Source organism: Arcicella rosea (genome assembly GCF_014204325.1).
Lineage (GTDB): Bacteria > Bacteroidota > Bacteroidia > Cytophagales > Spirosomataceae > Arcicella > Arcicella rosea_A.
In genome coordinates, this window is record NZ_JACHKT010000022.1 from 41222 (window position 1) to 65741 (window position 24520).

Consider the following 24520-nt stretch of genomic DNA (forward strand, 5'->3'; position numbering starts at 1 on the left):
CGATGCTCGTTGTTGGTAGATTATGCCCTTTCAGGGCTAAACGATTTTTTTAAACTCATAAGCAACTAGCTATTCCCAAACATATCGTTCATCAAATTCAACCTTATACTTTTTTAGAAATGCTCTGTATTCGTCTTGAAACGTCTTTTTGCTATGATGTTCATGTTGATTTTGGATGTATCGTATAACTATGTCGATTTCACTTGGATTAACCGAAAACGCCCCATAACCATTTTGCCAATAGAAATTTTTTAACGATTCATCTTTGGTTTTCATCCATTTTGAAGCGTGTGATTTAAGTTCTTCTACCAGTTTCATTAGAGCTATTTTTTTTGATAGCATACAAAGTATATGAATATGATCAGTATATCCCCCAACAATTATTGGCTGACATTCTAATTTTTTACAGATACCACCCAAGTAACTATGCAGTTCGCTTTCGTAGGGTGGGTGTATGAGTGGCTGACGATATTTGGTACTAAATACAATATGTACATAATTTTTTACAAGTGATTGTCCCATCTATTAATTCGTTTAAGGTTAAAACTACCAATCAAAAATATGCTCTTTACCTCAATTTTCCAAGCCCTGAAAGGGCGGAATCCCATAGCACAGGGCAACGCCCTGTGGTTTGTGGTCACGGGGTATAGACGACGTTCATGTGAATATGATGGTTCACATGATGTGTTTTCAATGGGTGATGCTCATTGTTGATAAATCGTTACCCATTGTTGATAGATTATGCCCTTTCAGGGCTTTTTTGATTTATCTAAGGGACTGTTGGGAGTGTTCATTAAACTGTGTTAATCTAATTCAGAATATTATTTGGTTTACTATTCATTTTTGAGAAAAAAACCAAACGAATCATATCTCCGAGATAGGATTTTCCATCTTTTTGATAAGTCGTCCTATCTTCGAGATAGCTTGTTCCATCATTTTGATAGCTTGTCCTATCTCCGAGATGGGATTTCCTATCTTTTTGATAGCTTATCCTGTTTCTGAGATGGATTTCTCCTTGTTTTTGATAGCTTGTCCTGTCTCTGAGATAGGATTTTTCATCTTTTTGATATGTTGTCCTGTCTCTGAGATAGGTTGTCCTATCTTTTTGATAGCTTGATGGATTTCAAAAAAAAACACATCCGCCCAAAGAGAACGGATGTGTTTGTAATAAAAAGAGTGATACGATTATTGCAATTTGAATGGTAAAAACCAGTTGTCTTTGTTCATCAGTTTGCTTCTTACGGCTGCTGCATTGGGGTTATTGGCTTTTCTTAATTTGTCATATACTTTGTCTGCCAAGAAAGTTGGGTCTTCTCTACGAAGTGCCACTCTTACTAAATCGCCCCAACGGTGTCCTTCAAAAGCTAATTCTAAAGCACCTTCTTCAATGATTGAGTTTTCAATAGCAATAGTACTGTCGCCAACTACGGTAGTATTTTTCAACATGGCTCTTCCTCTGATTCCCGTCGCTAAGTGCCAAGATGAACGATAACGTACTGGTGCATCGCCGTTTCTAGCATCAAAGTCGAATGGAGGAACATCAAAAGTATTCATCAAATTAGTTTTATCCGTGGCAGTACCGTTATATACTGTTGCAACTCCGCTGTTTAATAAAGCAAAAGCTAACTTTCTACGTCCTTCACGGTTGGCAGCTTCAGCAAATTTCAAGTGTACATTGGCTGCTCTGTTCAAGAACCAACGTCCATTTTTTTCTTGCAAACTTTTCCCTACTAACGAAATTACAGAACCCGTCAAGTTCGGATTCAAGTAGTTATAAAGGTATTTATACACTACTGGTTTGCCATTAACTGTTTTGTAAGACATCTTTCCACGAGCATCAAAATTGAAGTTGTTCGTTTGTGTTTGCGAATTCCACATATCTTGTACTTGTTGCGAAGGCTGTAATAAATATTTACCGCCTACATTCGAGAACAATTCTACGAAAGGATTTTCAGGTAAAAACTTATTGTCGAAAGGTAATAACCAAAGCCATTCTGGGTCACGAGAAATGTTGGAAGTATTCGATACGCCATTGTAAATAGTATTCGAGCGGTCACGGGCGAAGATTGAACGCCAACCAGTGTTGTTGTTATCAAGCAATCTGTTTTCATCATTGATGTTGGCATCATAACTTACTGCGATTTGCCCCATACTTGTGCTGACTTGTCCACGAGTAATTTTGTATAAATGATACCAAACGTTAATATCAGTTGCTTCAAAACCAAGGCGGTCGGATGTTGTCATAATGTATTTATACATCGTAGCCGCTTTGGTAAATTGATTGTCCCACAAGTACAAATCTCCCAATAAAATAGTTTTATTAATGAAGAAAGTAGTAGGCGAGTAGCCATCCACGTTGTTTGAAACGAAGGTATTATCCAAAGTATAAGGGTCAAGATATACACTTGGAATCGTTTCCATATCCGTAATAAGTTGCTTAATCATTTCCTTTAAAGGAATAGCAGGTTTACTTGCAATGGCTGATACATCACCAATTTTTTCAATTGATTCTGTGATGTATGGAACACTGTTGTAGTGAATTGCTAATTGTAAATAAATCCAACTTCTTAAAGCAATTACATCGGCATAACGTTGGTTGTATTCTGCTCTTTTGATTTTGTTGGTTTCAACCATTATCTTGAAATTCTTCAAGATGTCGTTACAGTTAAGAATTAATTCATAATACGGGCGAGGGTTCGCATAAGCATTACTTTCTGTAACATTATGGTTATTGATTTCACGCAAGGCTACGTCGGCATTATCAGTAACATCTAGCAAATCTGCACGGAGTTCATTTAATACAACATACTGTTTGGCAAGGGTCGAAAACTTACCATATAAGCCAATGATGGCAGCATCTGCATCGAAAATATCACGATACATTTGTTGGCTAGTGAGTGCTTCTTCAGGGTCGAGGTCGAACACTTCTTTACAAGAACTACCAACCCATACACAAGAAAGTACAGCTAGATTGAAGATTATTTTTCTAAACATTGATTTCATCTTATTTCGATAATTTTAACGATTAATTATGTCAGTTGACCGAGGGATTTTAGCTTGATATTATAAACCAATTCTAAGCCCTAAGTGAAATGATTTTTGGATAGGCTCTAAAGTATTGTCAACGCCTTGTCCTACTACTGCATTTGTTGAACTAAATTCTGGATCATAACCAAGGTATTTTGTGAAAGTCAACACGTTGTTTGCCGCAGCATATACTGTTAAATATTTCAAAACACTTTTGTCGATTGAGAAATTATACGACACTGAAACTGATTTTAATCTGAAATATGAACCATCTTCAATCCATCTGTTCGAGAAACGTGCATTTTGAACGGGGTCGCCATAAGTAGCTCTTGGAATATCCGTGATTTGTCCTTCGCCTCTCCAACGAGCAACCATCGCTGCCGATTGATTATTGAAGTTTGCACCAGATTCGATACTTTTACGAGTATAATTATATACTTCATTGCCAGAAACAAAGCTACAAAGAGCATCTAAAGTCCAGTTTTTGTAGATAATACGGTTGGTAATACCTCCGTAGAAATCTGGATTTGGATTACCGATAATCTTTCTGTCTTGGTCGTCGATTACTTTATCGCCATTCAAATCTTCAAATCTAACATCACCACCTTGGAACGGCTTCAAAGAACCATCTGGTAATATCGAAGACAAACCTTCAGCATTTGCCTCAGCATTCGAAGCATAAACACCTTTTGAAGTATTACCGAAGAATACATTTGGACTTTCGCCCACACGGCTCAAGAAAGAAGCCTGACCATAGTTAGAAATAATATCTGCATTGGCGTTTGGTAACTTATCTAATTTAGTTGTTGATTTAGCGATGGTTACACCCAAATCCCATTTCAAATCAGATTTGTTTAATAATTTGATGTTCAAACTTGCTTCAACACCCGAAGTACTCATGGCCGAATTGTTTGTCATGACATAACCTACACCTGCTACTGTTGGTAATTTCTCAGCGATAATCATGTCTGTAGTTTTGTTGCTGAATACATCAAGACTTAAACCCAAACGTTCGTGAAGAACGCTCATGTCTAAACCTGCATTGAACTTAGAGATATTCTCCCATTTCAAGTTTGGATTAGCAATGTTTCCACGCACAATTCCTTGAAGACCTAATAAGTTTTGACCAACATAATATTGTTTTGAAGCATAATTACCGATGTCATCATTTCCAACACGACCTGTAGAAACACGAAGTTTTAATAAATCGAAAGGTCCATCTGCTAAGAATTGTTCCGAAGAAAGTAACCAAGCTGCCGATACCGCAGGCATTACTGCAAAAGGAGTACCGCCAATGCTGACAGCATCGCTCGTAGAAACATCTTTCCCAAAACGAGAAGAAGCGTCCATTGCCATTGTGAAAGCCAAGAAGTACTTATCAGCATAAGTATAATTTAAGTTGAAATAAGTATTCAACCAGTTATAAGTACCGATACCACCTTGGATATTGTTGTATAAAACAGAACCATTGTTTACACTGATTAATTGGTCGGTTGCTGAGTTATAAGCCAATACTTTGTCTTGCTCTATTTTAGAGCTAATAAAACGTAAACCCACACGACCAGAAAGCTCATGAACGTTTTTGAATGTTTTATTGAAAGCTAAATACGTTTCGTTAGATACATTAAACAAACGTTTTGTTTGTGAACTCAACTGGTTTAATGCCAATACATTTTTAAGGGTATCACTTACTAAACCATAGTTAGGAATAAAGCGGTTTTCTTTGACTTTATCGAAAGTAACTGCAATGTTCGTTCCTAGTTTGAAAGCATTTGAGATGGCATATTGGAAATCAATCACCCCAAAGAAACGATAAGCTTTATTTCCACCCAAAGTACTCGTAGCAGCCACAGCAGGGTTCCCCACCGAGAATATATCTTCATCAGCCAAGAAAGGAGAAAAAATCCCTTGGCTTGAAACACTATAATCTGTTAAGATTGGTGCTTTGATTAAGGCTAAGTAAAGAGGATTTGTTTTAGAGGCAAATCCGAAATCTTTGGTTTCAGCTTCATTGTATGAGAAACTCAATTTAGCTGCGGCTGTAAGTTTACGGCTTAAGTTCATATCAGCATTGAAACGAGTACTGTATTTCTCTAAAGTTGAACCAGCAACACCATTTTTATTACTTAAATAGTTTACCGAAAGGGCATATTTTGCAATGTTATCACCACCCGTTACACGTAAATACATGTTAGTAAGCGGTTTACTTGCCATTACTTTTTTCTGCCAGTCGGTATCGTTATGATAAGTATAATAATCAGGGTTCGACTTGTTGTCATTCATGTAAGGCAAACTTTCCATTTGTGCATTTGAATAACCAGCCGAAGAAAGAATATCTGTTAAATAACTTCTATAACTATTGGCATTCATTACAGGCAAATTTTCAGGAGCAGCGTTCACTCCACCATACATAGCGAAGTCAATTTTTGTTCCTAATTCTTTTGCTCTTGAAGTCGTAATCATGATAACTCCATTAGCAGCTTTTGTACCATAAATTGCCGATGCCGAAGCGTCTTTCAGTACTGTAATATTACTGATGTCTCTTACATCAATATAAGACAATGGATTATCGAAGTAGTTGTTATTCAATGAACTACCATAAATACCAGCATCATAAATAACGTTATCAATCACATACAAAGGACGGTTTGTTCCTTGGATAGAATTTAAACCACGTAAAGTAGTGAAGCTTCCTGCATTTGTAGTACCTGAATAACGAGTAGCGTTTAAGCCTGCTACTCTTCCTTGTAAATAACTATCGGGAGAATCCGTAATTCTTGCCCAAGCGTCAGGAATTGCCAAAGCACTAGCAGCACCCACAACACGTTTCCCTGTTGAAGTACCAGAAGGTAATCCAAAAGATTTTTCAAGTCCTGATTGATCTTGAATCGTAATCGTGATTTTACTGCGTTTAGCAACTGCTATTTCAGTACTTTCATAGCCCGGACATTCTACAGAAATGGAAACTTTTGGACTAGGTACACTTAGTTTAAAAGTTCCGTCTTCAGCAGTAATGGCAGAAGTCATGTTTTTGAAATAAACCCTAGCACCCGTTACAGGTTTTCCAGTAGAAGCACTAATGACTACACCTGAAATTTCGGTATTATATCTCGGAAGAATTTTTACTACTTCCTGAATTTTAGTTTCCTGTGCCTGTACAGCAGAGCCGCACATCATGATTCCACAAAAAGACGCTAAAGCAACTGTCGTTTTGGGGAATGCTTGTATATTTTGTATGAAATACTTCATTTGAATCATCGTTAAATTATTATGTAGCTCACTAAAGAACTGGTACAAGTTTGATATAGTCGAGTGCCATCGCATTGACCCCGTTGGCAACCAAATACATATTCAATGTACCATAAGTACCGACGGTATATTCTCCTAGCAATTGTTCTGTATAATTCTTCGAAGGCATGGCAACCGTTGGATAAGCAAAAGTAGGAGAGCTTAAAGAACCCATTGCTAACTTTTGATTGATAAGGAAAGCTGCTGTTTCTCCTGTTGCAGTGTTTGAATTGTACAAATCGTTTACAGCTACCCAATACACTTTGTATTTAATAGATGGTGTTTCAGGAGCTACATATCTTAACCAAAAACCTGTATTAGCATGTCCTACCACAAAAACTGATTTGAAACTTGTATTGGTTAATGGGTTTAATAAGGTTCTTGTAGCGATGGCAGTAGATGCTAAACTTGAAGCAGTAGGCATTCTAGCAATATAATTTTCACCTTGAACGATGATTGGTTTAAATTTTTCACTAACATTCACGTTGATTTTTCCTAATACGTGAACTGTACCATTACTTACTTTGAAACTTTGAGTGATGGCAGATTTATCAATCGTATAGTTTACATCAAATTTAGATTTGATAGCCGTTGGAAGTTGCTCAAGCGAATATTCCCCTTCAATCACCAAATCTTTGATGGTTTCATAAGCTGCTTTTCTATAAGTACTATCAGCAGTACTTGTTTTGTAATAAGGCGATAGCTTATTTACTTCCTGCGTGAAAACATCATTCGGTAATAAGAAATAAGTATATCTTTTTGATTCATCACCTAAATCATATACTTTTTCGGTAAAGGAATTTACAGATTGAAAACCCGTTCCCGGACGATACACTGGCTGACCTGTTGTAGCACTGATACTATCAACAATCGCAGTGTTAGGGTTGAATACTTGTGTTGTAAGATTTACGATAGCCGAACTTTGTAATGAAGTTGCTTGAGTAGCATTTACATAAGCCCAAAGAGAAGGCAATACTTGAACTGCACTACCAATAACATGCAATACACCGTTTCCTACATATTTATTAGCAGAAGTAATGGCAGCTGTAGCAAAAACATCCTTGCCGAAGCTTGCATATTTTCCATTTAATAAACCTACTAATTCTGATGTTTGAGTTGATGGCATTACGTGGCTTTGCAAAGCAATATGATTACCCACAAAAGCTTTTAAAGCCGCTGTGTCATTGATAATTGTAATGCTTAAATTAGCCAAAGCGTCGTTTGTTGGTGCCCAAACAGTATAATTTTTAGAAGAAGAAATTACTTTATCGTAACCAGATTTTTCTAAAAGTTCTTTGAATTTACTCAAGTTGGTTTGTGTGCTAATTTCAGCATATAATGATTTTCCTAAATCATCATTTTCTGAAACCAAGCGGTCGTCCCAAGTCTTACATGAGGCTAGGATAATACCGCAAGTAGCAATGAGCAAAAAGTATAAATATCTTATTTTCATTTGAATTTCTTTTAATGTTTTAAAACTGACTGCAATTATTCAGCAATTAAAGTACCATCGGGTAAATGGCGTGGACTCAACTGGTTTTGATCGATAGGAATAAATTGAATCATATCGATATTGTTAGGTGAATGTGTACCATTGATTGCTGTCAAACGGAAAAGGTGTCTGTCGGTTGTTTTAATGTCAATTGTTCCAAGCAAACGACCCGCAGCGTTGATGTCAGTTCCAGGCGACATGTATCTTTTCCAACCTAATGACTCTAATTCTCCAGAAGATAAATTTGGAACTTGGTCAATAAATAAGAATGGACGAGTAAGCGTTTCGCCATCAACAGCACCCGTACAAGTAATGGTAAAACTGTTTGAAGTACGTTGACGTCTGTAGCACATCCATACTTTGTATTTTCCTTTTGGAATGATGGGTGTTCTCATTTCTAACCATAAGTTTCTACTTGGTACACCCATTGGAACTTGTAGATAATCTCTTTTGGCAGCGTTTTCAGAACCTGCATACACATAAGTAGGAGGGAAGGTGGCATTTGCCCATTTAATATCATTTAATACTGTACCAACTGGGAAACCGTAAGTTCTCTTTCCATAAAAACTGGTAAGTTTTTTGATTTCAGGGAAATCGCAAACATCCCAGTCGATTCTAATTGGCAATCTTAATTTTACGCCATAATGCCCTAAAGTGCTGTGGAGTACGCCATTAGTGGCAGTGTTGTCGCTTAATGTACGAGATAATTCAACGCCTAATTCTCTGACACCATTAAAAATATCATCGTTCAATAATACCGTTTGTCCTTCAAGTTTTGAACTTACAACAGTAGGTTCTGTCGATACTTTTGTGATGTGTGAAGTAGCAGTAATAATATCTCCTAGATATTTTGCACCGTCTAAAATATGATAAGCCACAAAAATATTAAGGCTGTCAGATTTTAATTTAGGGTTTCCAGATTTAGAATACCTTGCTTTTAATTGAGCATAATTTGTAAATCCTGCTTTTGTTAATACCGTGTTTGGTTCTGCCACTAAAGTCATAAAACGTTTATCCAAATTCTCATTGACTATATTCAAAGAATCAAAATATCCCGTTTCTTTTAATGCCTGAGTGAAAATAGAGTAATCTGCATTGGCTTCTATTAGTTGAGCAATTGTTTTGGTAGCTGGTTTTAACACGCCATCTAAAATATGTAACATTCCGTTACCTGTTCTGATGTTTGATTCAACAATATTTGCTTGGCGATTCAATGTATAACTTGAACCATTTGTTCCGTTTGTTACACCAGAAAGTAAATACTGACCATACATGGTAACCAATGGTAATTTGCCGTCTTTGAAGGAACTCGTAGTAAGCGTATCTCTAATCACATGGATTTTCACAATGCCTTGAGCTTCCTCTTTTGTAAGCTGGTCAGCTGTCTTTCCGATTTGTGTTAAATATGCTTTTACGGCTGTATTGTTTGGAGCAAACATGGTATATGCACCATAAGCATCCAAGAAACTGTCGTAACCAGATTTGTCAATAATACTTGCAAAATCAGAATACTTCTCTGGATACTTCTGTAAATAACTATAAAGGTTGGCATCACCTGTGGTGGTTTCAACAATAGTTATATCCGAACAGCTCATAATACTTAGTCCTAATAAAAGACCAAGCAATGGGAATGTGAGCGATTGTATTAACTTTTTCATTTGTTTATTTTTTTAATATCTCCAAAATCATCTTTAAAAAATAGCATACTACAATTAGAATAATTGGCTATTAATCAACCGTTTGTATTGTTATTCAGATGTTTACTTATAAAATGGATTTTGTACCAAGAGCGTATTGGTTTGAATTTCGTATTGATAAATTGGCAAATAATGGCTGTTGGGGTCTTTGATTTTTGCGATAGCCGATTGTTGTCTTTCACTAGGTACACTTCTTGCCGTTAGTTCAATCAATAAGTCGATACGTTTGTAATTACTTCTTTTCGCATTTCTAAGCATATCAAACCAACGTTTTCCTTCAAAAGCGAATTCTCTGGCACGTTCCTCTAAAATATATTCTAATACACCACCAGTACCATCAATATTAGTTGCGTCTGGAGATTTTTCAGTTTGCGGAATCGCCCATGCTCTTTTTCTAATTTGTGAAACAATGTCCAAGGCTTCTTGACCTCTGTTCAATAATGCTAAAGCTTCAGCTTTCATCAAGAGTACATCAGCATAACGATACACAATAAAGTTGAAAGGCGTATCACCTGAAAGACGGTTATACTTTGTAATTACACCTGTGGCTGTACTTAAAGAAGCTTCGTCGGCACGAGTATCAAAATTGGTTGGGTCAATAATATCTTCCGTAAAAAGTGTTTCAGTAACATAAGTAGTTGCTTGGTATCTTCTGAAACCACTCGAAGCCCCCGAACCAAAAATGGCATAGAAAGGATAAGTAGCGTTGATAAAGCGAATGGTATAATCGCTACCATATGCTAATTCAAAAATCCCTTCGTTTGAATTTCCTGCTTTAATGGTATTGAACCATGCCAAACTTCTTTCTTGGTTTGAAACCAAACCAAATTTTGCACTATTGATTACTTTGTTGGTTGCAGCAAGGGCTTCAGTTGGTTTTTCCATCCATAAATACACATCGGCTTGTAAGGCATTAATCATGTACTTTGTAATTCTGCTATGGTCTTTCTCTCTGTTTCCATAAGTTGTTGGAATGTCCTTTTCTGCTTCTTCCAAATCTTTTACAATTTGTGCTAAAACTTCCTCTTTCGTATTTTTAGGCAAAGGCACAATTTCGTCGTCACTACTGGTAGCAGATAATTTCAAAGGCACTTCACCGAATAATCTTACCAAATAGAAATACATCCAAGCTCTCATGGCTTTTGCTTCTGCCACATGCCCTTTCAAAGCTACTTCTGTATAAGTTTTATCTTTGTCTAAAACACTTGGTGCAAAGGCAATGACGGTATTACTGTAATTGATAATACGGTAGAAATCACGCCAGTCGGTCAAAGGGTTAGTCGGAAGAATATTACTATTAATAATATCTAATTCATTATTTGTAATTCTGAAAGAAGTTGTAATCATATCAGCTCTAATTTCGCCGAGGATAAACATTTTTTCAGGTAATCCATCAATCAAAGACGCATAGGTTCCACCAACGGCAGATTCTACTTGTTCTTTATTTTGCCAGAATCTGCTTTGCACGATTCCGTCTTGTGGGCTCAAAGCCAACCAACTATCGCAAGAACTTGCCATTAATAGTGAGCTTACACAAATCAGGTTATAAAATATTTTTTTCAACATTGTATCTATTATCTATATTGTTGTATCTATCTTGATAAAGCCTCGTTTAGAAAGTTGCTACTAAACCAAAAGTCACCGTTTTAGCTGGCGGAGTCATTGAGTTATCCGTTGCTACTCTGAATGGATCACTACCTCTCATTTGTACCTCTGGGTCTTGTCCGCTATAGTTTGTCCAAGTCATTAAGTTTTCTACCGTTCCATAAGCTCTCAATGCTGAAATGTTTAAAGTTTTTAAAACCTTTTTGGTGAATGTATAGCTCAATGTAGCTGTTCTGAAACGCACGAAAGAAGCATCTTCAACATATCTGCTAGAGCCTAACCAGTTATAGCCAGTAAGGTACAAAGCACGAGGAACCATTGTTTCATCACCTTCTTTTCTCCAACGAGACAATACTTCAGTACTTTGGTTTCCAAAACCAAACATACTTGTAGTTCCCATTCTAGTAGCATTTACTACATCGTAATCGCTACGGAAGTTGAAGAATGTTGTCAATTTGAACGATTTGTAAGAAGCACTTGCACCAAAACCACCTGTGAAGGCAGGGTTACTATTTCCTAAATACACTAAGTCCATGTAATTGATGTTACCATCTTTGTTGATGTCTTCATACATTGCATCACCCGGTTGGAAAATGTAATCTGTTTGTGGATAATTAAAACGCATGTAAACAGATTGTGCATCAGGTGTAATGATTGGCTCGCCATTTTTGCCTCTTGCTACAGTAGCTGCTTTGTCTTTATATACGCCTTTATAGCGATAGCCATAGAATGAACCAAATGGATTGTTCACTTGCATATAAGTCATGTAAGTACCGTTTTGTGTAGCAATACCACCTTGGCGAGGATATAAATCTGAGATTTCACGGATGACGTTTGTATTATGAGCAATGTTCATATTGAAATCAACCATAATATCTTTTGTTTTGTAAGCGTTCAAATTTAAGTTGAATTCCCAACCTGAGTTTTCCATGGTACCAACGTTCATTTGAACGGTGTTGAAACCTGTAAATGCTGGAATTTGTAGGTTTTCAAAGAATAAATCTTTTGTACTGTTTTTATAGAATTCAGCATCAATCGTTAATTTTCTATTACGAGTAATTAAGTTAATACCAACGTTTCTACCAATAATACGCTCCCAGCGGAGGTTATTCAACTGCATTGTTTGTGGCACTACAGCTGATGAGCCAAGGTATGACCAGCCCAATGTATTGAATCTTCCATAGTATAAATAATCTTTACGTGGGGCATTTCCACTTTGTCCGTAACTCATTCTTAAACCTAAATGCTCGATAAGGTTATCAAATCTTTTCATGAATGGTTCATCAGAAATAATCCATTTTGTAGAAATAGAAGGGAATAAACCATAACGATAGGCTGGCCCAAAACGAGAGTTTCCATCACCTCTGATACCTACATCAAAAATGTATCGGTCTAAAAATCCGTAGTGAACATTCATCAAAATACCAATATTACGGGTCTGTGAAACGCCTGAAGATAGTCTTGAAGTCGTCAAACGTGCAGGGTTAGTAACATCTGTTAAATCAGAAGATGCCGTGTTGGTTACATAAGCTTCTTGCCAAACAGATTTTACATCAGAAGTATTCAAAGCCCACAAACTGGTTAATTCGTGTTTTGTATTTTTGATTTTTGGCGTATAAATCAAACTTGTTTTTGTAGTAACAGCAAAACCATCAGCATCGCCATCGGTGGCAACGTTTACTGCTGGGCTAGTGAACGTTTGTCCAGTAGCTACTTGTGGTAAGAATGAATTGGTTTTATTGTTGTTGATATCAAACTGAATATCAAAAGTGGCAACCCATTCCTGAGGAACTAAATCGTATTGTACCTGAAAGTGTGGAATAATTCTTTCAGAAATGATATTGTTTTTAGCAGATTTAACCATCGCAACAGGGTTGTAAGTACCAGAAAACGTACCCTGAATATTAGTAAGTGGCGAGAAGTAATTGCCAGTTAATTGCCCCAAATCATTGTACTCAAAAATACTCATGTTAGGCATTTTGCTATAAGCTACTGAACGAATTAAATCTTTATTGCCCGTCAAATCTGAAACATAGTTTCTTGCATTATCCGAGTGAGTAAACGATAAGTCGGTCTTGAAACGAATTCTGTTAGAAACGTTATAGTCAAGGTTGATACGAGTATTGATACGGTTAAGTCCAGTTCCAATTGTTGTACCTTTTTGGTTAAAGTATCCAGTTGAAGCATAGTATTTCGCTTTTTCACCACCACCCGTAATTGAAACAGCATGATCTTGCGAATAACCTAATTGCGTAATAGCATCTACCCAGTTTACATTTTGTCCGTAGTTGTTGTACCAATATGGGTCATTTGGGTCGTATTGAAATTCTTTTACAGTTTGTGTATTCAAAGGAGTACCGTTTCTATTCATAAATGCTTCTGGAATCAACATAGAGTATTGGTCACCCGAAAGCATCGGAATAGCATTTGGTTGTTTTGAAACCGAACCTTTAAATGTATAAGTTACTTTTGGCGTACCCACTGTACCTCTTTTGGTATTGATAACTACAACACCATTGGCAGCTCTTGAACCCCACATCGCTGTAGCGGCAGCATCTTTCAAAACAGCAATATTTTTAATATCAGAAGGAGCTAAGTTCAATAAAGAAGCATAACCCATTTCGTCAGCAGTACCGAAGTTGAAGTCAGATGGAATCGACGTTTCATAAGGCATACCATCTACTACAATCATTGGTTCAACAGAAGAGTTGATAGATGAAGTACCTCTAATTCTGATTTGCATCCCAGTACCAGGGTCACCAGAAGCGGCAGTAATATCTACCCCAGCCAAACGACCTTGTAACATTTGGTCGATGGATGTTCCTTGCATATCTTCAACCATTTTCGCATCAATTTTTGCGACTGCAATGGTTGTATTTCTTTCTGATACAGACATCAAACCATTATCGGTTGGTCTTGCAGAAACAACTACTTCGTCAAGGTCAGAAGTGGTAGCTTCCATCCAGATTTTCAAAGAGCTTCTTCCTTTGATGTCAATTTTTTGTGTTGTATAACCGATACTCGAAAACGAGAGTCTATTATTAGCATTTGAAACTCTGATAACGAAGTTTCCTTCTACGTCAGAACTCACACCTTTGATGATACGATTATCACGGTCAAGCTCAGCAACCGTAACACCTATTACGGCAGAGCTATCTTTGAGGTCAACTATTTTGCCTCGAACGGTATGTAAAGTAGATGTTTGTGCTATTGAAATGTGTTGACATAATAGCAATACACCCGTTATGATTAGTAATTTGGTAAAAATTTTCATTGGCTTATTTGCAAATTTTTATACGAGTTGTGTGACCTAAAATCCACTTGGTTTTCCAAGATTGAGATTTAATTAGCCTTTAGATATCCATCAATCAAATGAATCATTGCTCTGTTAGAGAGATTGTTACTTTTATCGACCCTAACATTTGATTTTTTGGAAGTAGCATCAGCCAATTGCATTGAACCCACAGCATTTATTACAGATACTTTTACAGGATCACCTACAGCATCTTTCAATAAAGTTTCCATCGCTCCAGATTCCTTTCCATCTGTTGCTACAACTTTTTTGTTCAGAATATGATAATTAATGAAGTCTTCAACAATCTTTTTATCCAGTAAACTCGTCGGGTTAAAGTTGGGTGTTTTTACAGCTCCTGTACCTGTTCCTGGTAAAAGCCCAGCATTTACCGCAGCTTGAATTGCCGCATTGTCTGGTACGAAGAAAGTATAAAAACTACCTTCATTTACACCAGCAATAGCAAATGTTGCTGCCGTGAAAACCGTAGAGTTTTTAAGGTATTGATAGAAATTATAATAAGGCAAATCAGCGGTTGCACCTAATACAGAAAGGTCTTTCCCAATTGGGTCTGCAAGAGAGGTATTACTTGGTGCAAAATTTAACAAACCATTTGTATAATAAACTTTTCCATTTGTAGCCGTTTTAGCACTTGTTACAGTAATTGGGGCGTTTTTAATGCCTGTTGAATATATTTTATTGTTTTCAAATTTGATATATTCACCGTTGATGGCATCAATTACTCCTTTTCCTGATAAATCATTCAACTGATTTTGTGGTGTATAAATAATACTTGTAGCCACAATTCTTTGAAGACTTGCCAAAACTGAAGTACCAGGAGTACGAGTTGTAGAGCCGGGTGGAGTATAACCCCATTCGCTATTGGCAATGTTAGACACAAATTTTGAAGGGTCATAATCATAACCAGCAGCTTTAAATGCCTCATCACTAATCATGAATAGAGTATAATTTACTCTTGGATTAAGAATGGTATTTTTCCAATCTAAATCCAAGATTCTTGTCATTATACTGAATTTAGGGTCTAAATAAGTCTTTGAATAAACCGATGAAAACAGGTTAGATGCCTGTACTCGGTTTGTTCCATAAAACATGGCATTACTTAATACTTTTTTCTCAACTACATCTGCATTTGCATCAAATCGAGCTTCTTCACCCAAAGCATTAAAACTATTCCTGAATTTTGATGGCCAAACGGTAGTAGGGAATAAGTGTGCATTGATAAGGTCGATGATGATACCTGGAGGCATGGCATCTAAAGAAGTATAGTTTTCCAACAATACATTATTGATATATTGTGTCAAAACATCATTCGTAGGAACGAAGGCAGTCCACATATCTAATTGAGAATCATTTTCTGCATTTTTCAAGAAGTTTTCACAGTTTGGTGCAAAAGTTAAAAACTTACCGCTACTTGCTTGTTTGTTGAATGTTTTAACATATACTTTATCGCCTTTGCCAGTTAAGTTTGAGTACTTTATGGTCATTGGGTCATTCAAGGCATAAGTAGATGCGTATTTCTCTATCAAGTTTCTGAAAACGCTATATTGTGGTTTGGTACGTAAAAACTCATCAATTGATGGCTGTGGATTGAGTACATGATCAATCTCATGAATCATTCCATTTTCAGCAAAAATATCAGGGTTTACTACTTTTGCTTCCATCACATTGAAACCCGTGTAAGGTGTGTTTGGATAGAAGTAATTGTAATCGGTAGCACTTAAACCAATTGCAGAGAAGTATTCGCTAGTGAAGTATGAAATGTGCTTGTTGTTGTTATCTCCAACGATATAATTGTTGTTTGGACGATTGAGCGAAACGGCTTTCAGTTTAGTTCCTTCAAAGGTTGTTTCATCATAAAAGCCTGTATAATAAGCAGTTTTCCTTCTGAAAGCCCTAGCTTCTTGCCAACCTAAAGGGGACTGATAGTCTGGTAAACGAGTTTGGTCAAAAGCATTGAATACTAGCATACTCTGTACAATTTCTCTAGCTTTCACCGAATCAATTGAAGCAAGTGTAAGCCCAGTACTTGTAAAGTAAGTTTTGAAAGCATCATCATTGGGAGCAAAGAAAGTCCAATAACCAGCGCTGCTCAAAGTACGTTGGTAACCACTTTTATCAATCACACTCAAAAGCGAAGTGAAATTTCCTTTACTTTGAAGGGTTTGATAAATTGGTGGCTCTAAAGTTGCTGGGCGTTTATAAATATCCAGCTCTTCTTTAGTACAGCTACTAAGTAAAGTGAATACGCCACCCAGTATGACAAAAAAATAACGGAAAGAGTATTGAAACATCATTCTTTATGGTTTATGTATATTATTAGGAATTTTGATTTATGCTCATTAAAATACGGTGCAATGCAACACAAAAATGAAGGTTGCTAAGCTCCGTTGGAAAAGGAAATACCGCTATTGGAAAACTAACAAAAGCCTTTAAATGAATAACTTTTGTAGGAAAGTGTGGATTTAACACATTTTGAAATTTTACTGAAGAAGTACAGTTTTTTCATAGAAAAAATGGATTGTTTTTATGTGGTTAAATGAAATAATTGCTTGATAATGCTCAGTGAATTACTGAAAAGGCATGGAAATATGATTCCACAATGAGGTTAAGTGATGACGTGTTTCCTTCCATCGTATTCAAAATTTAGTATATATTAAGAGAGTGATTAAAATGTTTCATAAAATCCTATATTGTATTTTATGAATTATTTATTGTAAAATAACCTATTGGGCTTTCCCGAACCATCATGTACCATCCTGTAAATCATGTTAAATATTAGAATAGTGCAATCTTTGGCATTTGGCAAGTTGACTTCTAAAAAAAATATATTTTCTAAGAAAATTCATAATATTTCTTTGGCTAAAAAGCAAGAAAAGACGGATTGACCATAGCTATCAATCTGGAATATTTTCATGGTTAAAAAAATACGAAAGAGCCGTTTGGGAGAATAAAACTGAAGTGTCAGGAATTTGAAGGTCGTTATTAGTTGATTTTAAGTGAGTAATGAGTATTTTTCATTATGAGTATTGCTGGGTTTAGACATTATATTAAAATGGATAAAGCCTACATGAAGCTTTATAATTAGCATAAATCAAGATAAATAGTGTTCATTATTTATCTTGATAAGTATTATAGATTAGGTGAAACAATGATTACTTATTTGTTTTGTATTATATTTTTGAAGTATTTAACTTGAAATCTGTTGTATTTTTCTAATACAAACTTCATTGATAAAAATTAAGTTTTTTTTATTTCTATCCTCTTTTGAGTGCTTTTTTGGGAGAAAATTGGCAAAAAAACGATAAATCTAGCTTTTATATCAAGCTTACCTGCTCTTTTTTTAAATTCAGCCCAAATGTCGCCAAGTTCAGCACATTTTTTAATTTACCCTTCTAAGCAATACTAGCTTTGATGAAAAAAAGACAATGAATTCACACGAAAAATTTAGAACCTACGAAATAATTTTCATTCTTTTTGCTGTCATATTTTATGTCGTAAGAAGACTCTTTGGTATTGCCTACGATTTCGATATGGATATTGGCTATGCTGAGAGAATTAATATTCCTCATCGGATAATTTGGGCTGATTTAGCCAATTACGACCAAATTATCAATAACATTTTTCCAACCATCACCGCCGCAGTACTTTTTACTGCGGCTTGGTTTGTTTTTCATTACTTTTTCTTTCCTGCCATCAAACAGAAAAACTATGAAATCTCTACTGTTTTATGGTTTGTTTTTGTAGTTATTTTGGTACTTGCCAGTTGTTTTATTTACAAAGAATATAAACTTTATTGGCGTTTTCGATACGATTTTAATAGTGACCCTGTAGGGTTTAAAGTATTCTCACTTTTTAGAAAACTTCACGTGCTGACGGATGCTTTTGCGTGCATTATCATCATCGCACTTTATGAAGTGGTGGCTCAATTATATTATTATACCGTCGATTTGTTTGAGAAAGAACGCCTACCTAAATACCAGTTTTTGAATAATTTAATACTGTTTTTGGCTTTAGCATCAATTTCTTTATTTACGCTTTTTGGTGAAGTTGCCAACTTGATTGTGGGTTTGACGGGCTTAGTAATTGGACTAACACAACTACTCCTAATTGTCGGTTTACATTATCTTTCTTTCAAAATTGTTATTCCTTATTTTGCCAACATCAATTATTCAAAAAAGAATGAGATTGTCATTCCTTTGCTTTGGCTTTTTGTTTATGGTTTATTTAATATTATTCTTTATTTGCTTTGGTACAGAATTGCACTTACTGTCTATTACTTTGGCTTAATCATTGTTCCGCATTTACTGGGTTTCTTTTCTGCATTGATTCGCTGGTTATTTTTTCAGGAGAAAAAACAATTACAAACTCAAGTATTTCAAAAATCAGCTGAACTTATTACTTTACGTTCGCAGATTAATCCACATTTTTTGTTTAATGCAATGAACACTTTGTATGCTGTAGCTTTGAAAGAAAATGCTGAAAAGACTTCTAACGGAATACAAAAACTGGGCGATATGATGCGATTTATGCTACACGAAAACCATCAAGAGCGTATTCCTTTAAGTAAAGAGATAGAGTATTTAGAAAATTTTATCGAAATCCAAAGAATGCGTTTAGACGAATCGCACGAAATTGAAATTCGTGTTAATATTCAAACCCTTAATCATGAGATTTACATTGCACCTATGTTATTGAATCCATTTGTTGAAAATGCTTTTAAACACGGCATCAGTTTCAGAAAACCTTCTTGGATTTACATTACGCTTACTTTTGATGCCCAAAAACTGTATTTTAAAGTACACAATTCGCTACATCCCAAAAATGAAAACGATACCGAAAAGCAATCGGGAATAGGTTTAGAAAATGTACAAAAACGCTTGGAATTGATTTATCCACAAAGACATACTTTAGAAATTCAACAATCTGAACAAGATTATTTTGTGTCGTTGACTTTGGGTATTTTCTAGATATTTTTTGAGTGGTTGGTGATTGGATTTTAGTTTGAGAATCAAGCCAGTGGGCTAAATCAACTTAATTTTAAATAGATTTGTGCTATATTCAATAAGTGTAAAACAAATTTTATCTCTAAAAAAAATAAACATTTTGCCTAATGCCTACAGCCTATTGCATCATTACTAATTTCCAATCACTAATCACCAATCACTCAGAAAAAAATGATTGCCATAGCCATCGACGACGAGCCAAAAGCTTTAGAAGTAATACAATTTCATGCCGCTAAAATTCCTTTTTTAGCATTGAAAGCCACTTTTACCGATGCTTTTGAGGCAATTCCTTATCTGCAAAATAATAAAGTAGATTTGATTTTCTTGGACATCAAAATGCCTGACATTTCAGGCATCGACTTTGTACATTGCTTACAAAAAGTACCCATGATAATTTTTACAACAGCGTATTCCGAGTACGCCGTACAGGGCTTTGAATTAGATGCTGTTGATTATTTATTAAAGCCTTTTTCTTTGGTAAGATTTACCAAAGCTTGCAACAAAGCTTTGTCAATTAAAGAAAGTAAAGACGTTGAAGAAAGGAATTTTGTCTTCATCAAAACAGGCTATGAAGAAGAAAAAGTATTGTTTGACGATTTACTTTATATCGAAGCCGAAGGAAATTATCTTACTTTTTTCTTGAAAAATAAAAAGCTTTTGAGTCGCCAAACCATGACGGAGGTTCTACAAATATTGCCTGAAAAGTACTTTGTCAGGATTCATCGTTCTTACATTATCGCTTACCAAAAAGTAAGTAAAATTGCTCGACAATCTATCTTTATTCAAGAAACAGAAATTCCTGTTGGAGCGTCCTACGAAGAAAGTCTGTCTTTGATTAAAGATAGATTGAAGGCATAGTATATGGTGATTGGTAAATAGTGATTAGTAATTGGTGTTTTAAGTGTCTGTTTATCATATATTTAAGAATAAAAATGATTGAATTGTATTCAGTACTTATGTATTTTGACTTTCCAAGTCGAGTAAAAGAAAACTCAAATTTTTAGTTTAACATTTAGCTTTCCGAGTAAAGCCGTTATGCCAATAACAATAAAAGCGTAAACTAAAGATTTGATTAAACCGACGAAGCCATCAGTAAGAAAATCAGGTAGCGTAATTCCTGATAAATCAGCAATACCATAATACCAATACGGAATTAAATAGCAAGTGAGCGTACTTGTACCAGCCGTTTTGATACTACTAAACCAGTCGGATTTTCCTTTAACATCAACCAAAAAGTAAATGATTGCAAAAAAGATAAAAGCGATACCACTACACAGAAAAATCCAAGTAGGCGTAGCTTGAATTTTAGAAATGATAAAGAAATTTCTGGCAATAAAACCCAAGATGATGAGTACAATACCAAACAATAAGTATCTGCCAATCAATTGATATTGATTTTCAAGCTTTGAAAATTGTTCCAGTAAAATACTTGCCAAAATGCCAGCAAAGGCAAAAGCAAAAAAAGCTCCATTGGCTAAAATCCATTCAGAAGGACCTCCAGCCCATATTTTTTGTAACAAACCAGCATGACCAGCAATTGGTAAAAGATTGAAGAACAAAAAGAAGAAAACTAATAAAGCCTTTTTTTGATAAGTAAACAAGTAAATAATGGCTGCTGTAAGGTAAGTCCAACCGATGAGTCCTAAAATTCCCCACCAAAGTGGAGTCATTCCTATTAAATGTTCGTCCGTTCCCGCTTTAAAAATATAGGCTAATGTTAACAAGATAAGTACGCCAATAATTTGTAAACCTAAAAAGATTTTACTTTTAAAAGCATCTGCTTTGGGATATACATTCCAGATAAGAAAGAAACCCATTACCATTAATATCTGGAAAGTTTCGCTACTCATTCCAGTTGCTTGAGTATTAATTTCTGTAGCATTTGCCGTGAAAACGCCCATGATTAACAAAGCAACAGAACGAGTAATAATATGCTTGACTAACTGTAAAGGCGTATCTCCTTTGGCGATACGATTTTTGATGGCAAAAGGAATAGCCATGCCCAAAATAAATAAAAAGCAAGGGAAAACGACATCCGACAAGCCCAAGAAATCTTGATTGGATTCGGCGTGTTCCAGCCATAGAGGAACGTTTTTCAACGTCCAGAAGTCGTTTACAAAAATCATTAAAAGCATTGTTAATGCCCTGAATACATCTATTGAAAAAATACGTTTAGCCTTTTCCATTTGCTTTGAATGATTTTATTTTGTTTGTTGATTGATTTCGGTAAACATGGCTTTAAAACAGTTGGTAGCGGAGTTTTCTTCTACTGTTTTGTTGGTATTTCTTCCATAAAACTCATCCAAAAATGACTCTGCACCCGTCCAAACAGTTTGCATCATTCCTTGAAAATGTGGTTTCATCGTGGCAGTGGACGATTGTCTGAATTTAATCATATCTTGCGTTTGAATGACTGCAAATTTGGGCATTCTCCAAGGACAAGTAATTACATCAAAACCTTTCATGGCAAAATAAACAGCGGTTTGGTCGGGGCGTTCGTAATGCCAATCGCAAATGGTGATGTCTTTGGCAATCAAATCTATTGCCTTGTGCGTATTGTTAAAACTGCCTTCCCACATACCGATTCCAGTGGTTTTTCCATCGATTAGTCGGTCGCCCCAAATCCAGAGTTTTCTATTTTTTAATGCTAAACGATTTCTGATTTTATTTACTTCGCCAGCAAATAATTCAGCTTTATCTCTTCCCGAACATCTTGGGCATTTATCGTCGCCAATGTAAAATACTTCGTCCATTCCTGCATGGAAAGCATTTGTTTCAAATACATCACAAATTTCATCCATCAACGCAAAAACTACTTGATGCACTGTTGGATGTAACGGACAGTAACTTTTACAATATAAACCATCAGGATTAGGCCAAACATATTTTTCTGGCATTTTTACGGCTGGTGTTTCGTCAAATTCAGGATATACTTTTAGCAGATTTGTGGTAGTAGTTGCCCAAGACTGATGTCCCAATAAATTGATTTGCGGGATGATACGAATATTATTTTTCTTACAAACACTAACCAATTTTTTAACATCTTTTTTAGAAAGGGCTTCAGGGTCACGGAGTTCTGGATGGCTTTCAAATTGATAATTATAATCAACTCGAAGAATCAAAGTATTTACTTGTCGAGGAGCTAATTCTTCTTGAATAAACTTGACAAAATCATCCACTTTTTGTGGTTTTGGTGCTGAAATACAAAAGCCACGAGTAGGAAGCAAGCTATCAATTTTTGATTGAGCCAATAAACTATTCCATAAAGTAGCACAAAAACTAATAAAGAGTAACAGAGAAAACTTAGCCATGATGAAGAGGAATTTTTTAAATTGGATAACACTACAATTTGGCTAAATTCAATAAGGATAACAAGGCGTTTTAGCCCAAAAGCAGACAAAACAGGTCAGTTTAAGACTAAAAAAATAAGCTAATCGGAAATATGTTACTTGGTATGCTGTAAATGATTATGGGAATTAGAAATTATCGTAATAAGTAAAATCCTTTGTAATCACTCCGTTTTCAATCGTGAAGATGGTACAGATGGGTAAAACAAAAGCAGATTTATCTGGAGCGGTGCCTTTTGAAATAAATTCTACAACGATATGTTTTTCGCCAGCGGGATATATGTTGGTAACAGAATCTTTAAGGTCTGGGAAAGCTTGGCTTAATTCGCTATACTTTTTAATGGTTTGTTCATGCGTTTGCTTGACAATACTTTGTCCTAAAGAAGGGTCTTTAAAATCGGCAGTATCAGCATACATAGCAGCCATTTTTTGCCAATCATGTTGATTGAAATAGGCATAATATTGTTTGATAAATGCCTCGTGAGGGTTGGCAGAAGTACTTGTTTTTTCTGTAGAATTACAAGCGAAACAAGTGAATAAAGTAATAACAAGAAGAAGATTTTTCATGTGCTTTCAAGGTTTAAGTTTAACTTCTGATTTGTTAGATAAATATAGTTCAAAAGCTTGAAAAGATGAAATAAAGGATTGTTGATAAGCTAGTTAAATTAATTTTTAATTTAATAAAATAGCTTTTCAAATCATGATTTTTCTATTAGTAGGCGAATTAATTCCTATTGATTACCAAGCTTCTAGAAGTTTGTAAAATGAAAAAGCTTAGTGAAGTTTCTTTGAAAGTCATCAAACCATCACAAACAAAGGAAAAGCTATCTCTGAGATAGGACAACCTATCAAAAACAAAGGAAAACCTATCTCTGAAATAGGACAACCCATAAAAAAGATAGAAAAATCTATCTCGAAGACAGGACGACCTATCAAAAAGATGGGACAAGCTATCTCAGAGATAGGATGACCTATCAAAAAGATGGAAAATCCTATCTCAGAGATAGGATTCGTTTGGTTTTTTATTCAAAGAAGAGTGCAAAACCAAATATTGTTCTGCAAAAGACCTCACCCCCAACCCCTCTCCTGCTGAGAGGGGAGCTTTGGGAGCAAAAAAGCCCCCTCTTTGCAGGAGAGGGGGGGTGGGGGTGAGGTTAAGCACCAAAGAATATTGGGCTGTTGCTTTCTTTTAGGACAGCCCCATGAGTAAAAAAGATGTTTCTACCTTTCAAAACAAAGGCTTGCACACCCCCGCCCCGACCGACCAGCTCCAGAACCACGGTGTTTCTACCTTTCAAAACAAAGGCTTACACACCTTAGCAGGCACAATCATGTCTTATTTCTATGGTGTTTATACCTTTCAAAACAAAGGCTTACACACCTGACTTAGTTAGAATCATTAATACTATTCGGTGTTTCTACCTTTCAAAATAAAGGCTTGCACACCATGACCGTGATGCTAAAAAGACGACAGTGTGATGTTTCTACCTTTCAAAATAAAGGCTTGCACACCTATGGGATTACAATTTGAAATGTTTGATAAGATGTTTCTACCTTTCAAAATAAAGGCTTACACACCGGGCTTAAATACTAAGACAATGCAAGATATGGTGTTTCTACCTTTCAAAACAAAGGCTTACACACCTTGATAATTCAGGCATAAAAGACGCTACAGGTGTTTCTACCTTTCAAAACAAAGGCTTACACACCAATATGCAACTCGGATAAACCATCGAACTAGGTGTTTC

13 protein-coding genes are annotated in these 24520 nt (G+C 35.7%); 2 read left to right on the top strand and 11 right to left on the bottom strand.

What is annotated here, in order from left to right:
- Positions 1 to 69: 69 nt before the first annotated feature.
- The 8 genes from tnpA to HNP25_RS14595 all read right to left on the bottom strand — a co-directional run bounded on the left by tnpA (position 70) and on the right by HNP25_RS14595 (position 16716).
- Positions 70 to 522 carry an IS200/IS605 family transposase gene (gene tnpA, locus HNP25_RS14560; RefSeq protein ID WP_184135250.1) on the bottom strand — a complete coding sequence of 151 codons (453 nt, stop codon included), beginning with the start codon at positions 520 to 522 and terminating at the stop codon, positions 70 to 72.
- A gap of 663 nt (positions 523 to 1185) precedes the next feature.
- Positions 1186 to 2994 (bottom strand): RagB/SusD family nutrient uptake outer membrane protein, encoded by a 1809-nt coding sequence (locus HNP25_RS14565; RefSeq protein WP_221432477.1) that lies wholly within the window; start codon positions 2992 to 2994, stop codon positions 1186 to 1188.
- Between the two features lie 69 nt (positions 2995 to 3063).
- Positions 3064 to 6276, bottom strand: a complete 3213-nt coding sequence (locus tag HNP25_RS14570; RefSeq protein WP_184135254.1) for a SusC/RagA family TonB-linked outer membrane protein — start codon at positions 6274 to 6276, stop codon at positions 3064 to 3066.
- 31 nt (positions 6277 to 6307) lie between these two features.
- Positions 6308 to 7768, bottom strand: coding sequence for a fasciclin domain-containing protein (locus HNP25_RS14575; RefSeq protein ID WP_184135256.1), 1461 nt, complete (start codon positions 7766 to 7768; stop codon positions 6308 to 6310).
- Positions 7769 to 7803: 35 nt separating this feature from the next.
- Complete coding sequence (locus tag HNP25_RS14580; protein WP_184135257.1) at positions 7804 to 9465, bottom strand: fasciclin domain-containing protein; 1662 nt, start codon at positions 9463 to 9465, stop codon at positions 7804 to 7806.
- A 102-nt stretch (positions 9466 to 9567) separates the two neighbouring features.
- Entirely contained in the window at positions 9568 to 11070 is a 1503-nt protein-coding gene (locus HNP25_RS14585) for a RagB/SusD family nutrient uptake outer membrane protein (protein ID WP_184135258.1), read from the bottom strand.
- Positions 11071 to 11116: 46 nt separating this feature from the next.
- A complete protein-coding gene (locus tag HNP25_RS14590) occupies positions 11117 to 14383 on the bottom strand; it encodes a SusC/RagA family TonB-linked outer membrane protein (RefSeq protein WP_184135260.1) in 3267 nt (1088 codons plus the stop codon).
- Positions 14384 to 14451: 68 nt separating this feature from the next.
- Positions 14452 to 16716, bottom strand: a complete 2265-nt coding sequence (locus tag HNP25_RS14595) for a fasciclin domain-containing protein (protein ID WP_184135262.1) — start codon at positions 16714 to 16716, stop codon at positions 14452 to 14454.
- Between the two features lie 1131 nt (positions 16717 to 17847).
- Here HNP25_RS14595 and HNP25_RS14600 point away from each other — a divergent pair.
- Positions 17848 to 19389 carry a sensor histidine kinase gene (locus tag HNP25_RS14600; RefSeq protein ID WP_184135263.1) on the top strand — a complete coding sequence of 514 codons (1542 nt, stop codon included), beginning with the start codon at positions 17848 to 17850 and terminating at the stop codon, positions 19387 to 19389.
- A 207-nt stretch (positions 19390 to 19596) separates the two neighbouring features.
- Positions 19597 to 20283, top strand: coding sequence for a LytR/AlgR family response regulator transcription factor (locus HNP25_RS14605; protein ID WP_184135265.1), 687 nt, complete (start codon positions 19597 to 19599; stop codon positions 20281 to 20283).
- Between the two features lie 134 nt (positions 20284 to 20417).
- Here HNP25_RS14605 and HNP25_RS14610 read toward each other — a convergent pair whose 3' ends face one another.
- The 3 genes from HNP25_RS14610 to HNP25_RS14620 form a co-directional block, all read right to left on the bottom strand.
- The gene (locus HNP25_RS14610) at positions 20418 to 21611 is read right to left on the bottom strand and encodes a DUF5009 domain-containing protein (RefSeq protein WP_184135266.1); all 1194 of its coding nucleotides are present in this window, start codon (positions 21609 to 21611) and stop codon (positions 20418 to 20420) included.
- Between the two features lie 15 nt (positions 21612 to 21626).
- Entirely contained in the window at positions 21627 to 22736 is a 1110-nt protein-coding gene (locus tag HNP25_RS14615; RefSeq protein ID WP_184135268.1) for a family 20 glycosylhydrolase, read from the bottom strand.
- Positions 22737 to 22901: 165 nt separating this feature from the next.
- Complete coding sequence (locus HNP25_RS14620) at positions 22902 to 23339, bottom strand: nuclear transport factor 2 family protein (protein ID WP_184135270.1); 438 nt, start codon at positions 23337 to 23339, stop codon at positions 22902 to 22904.
- Positions 23340 to 24520: the final 1181 nt, after the last annotated feature.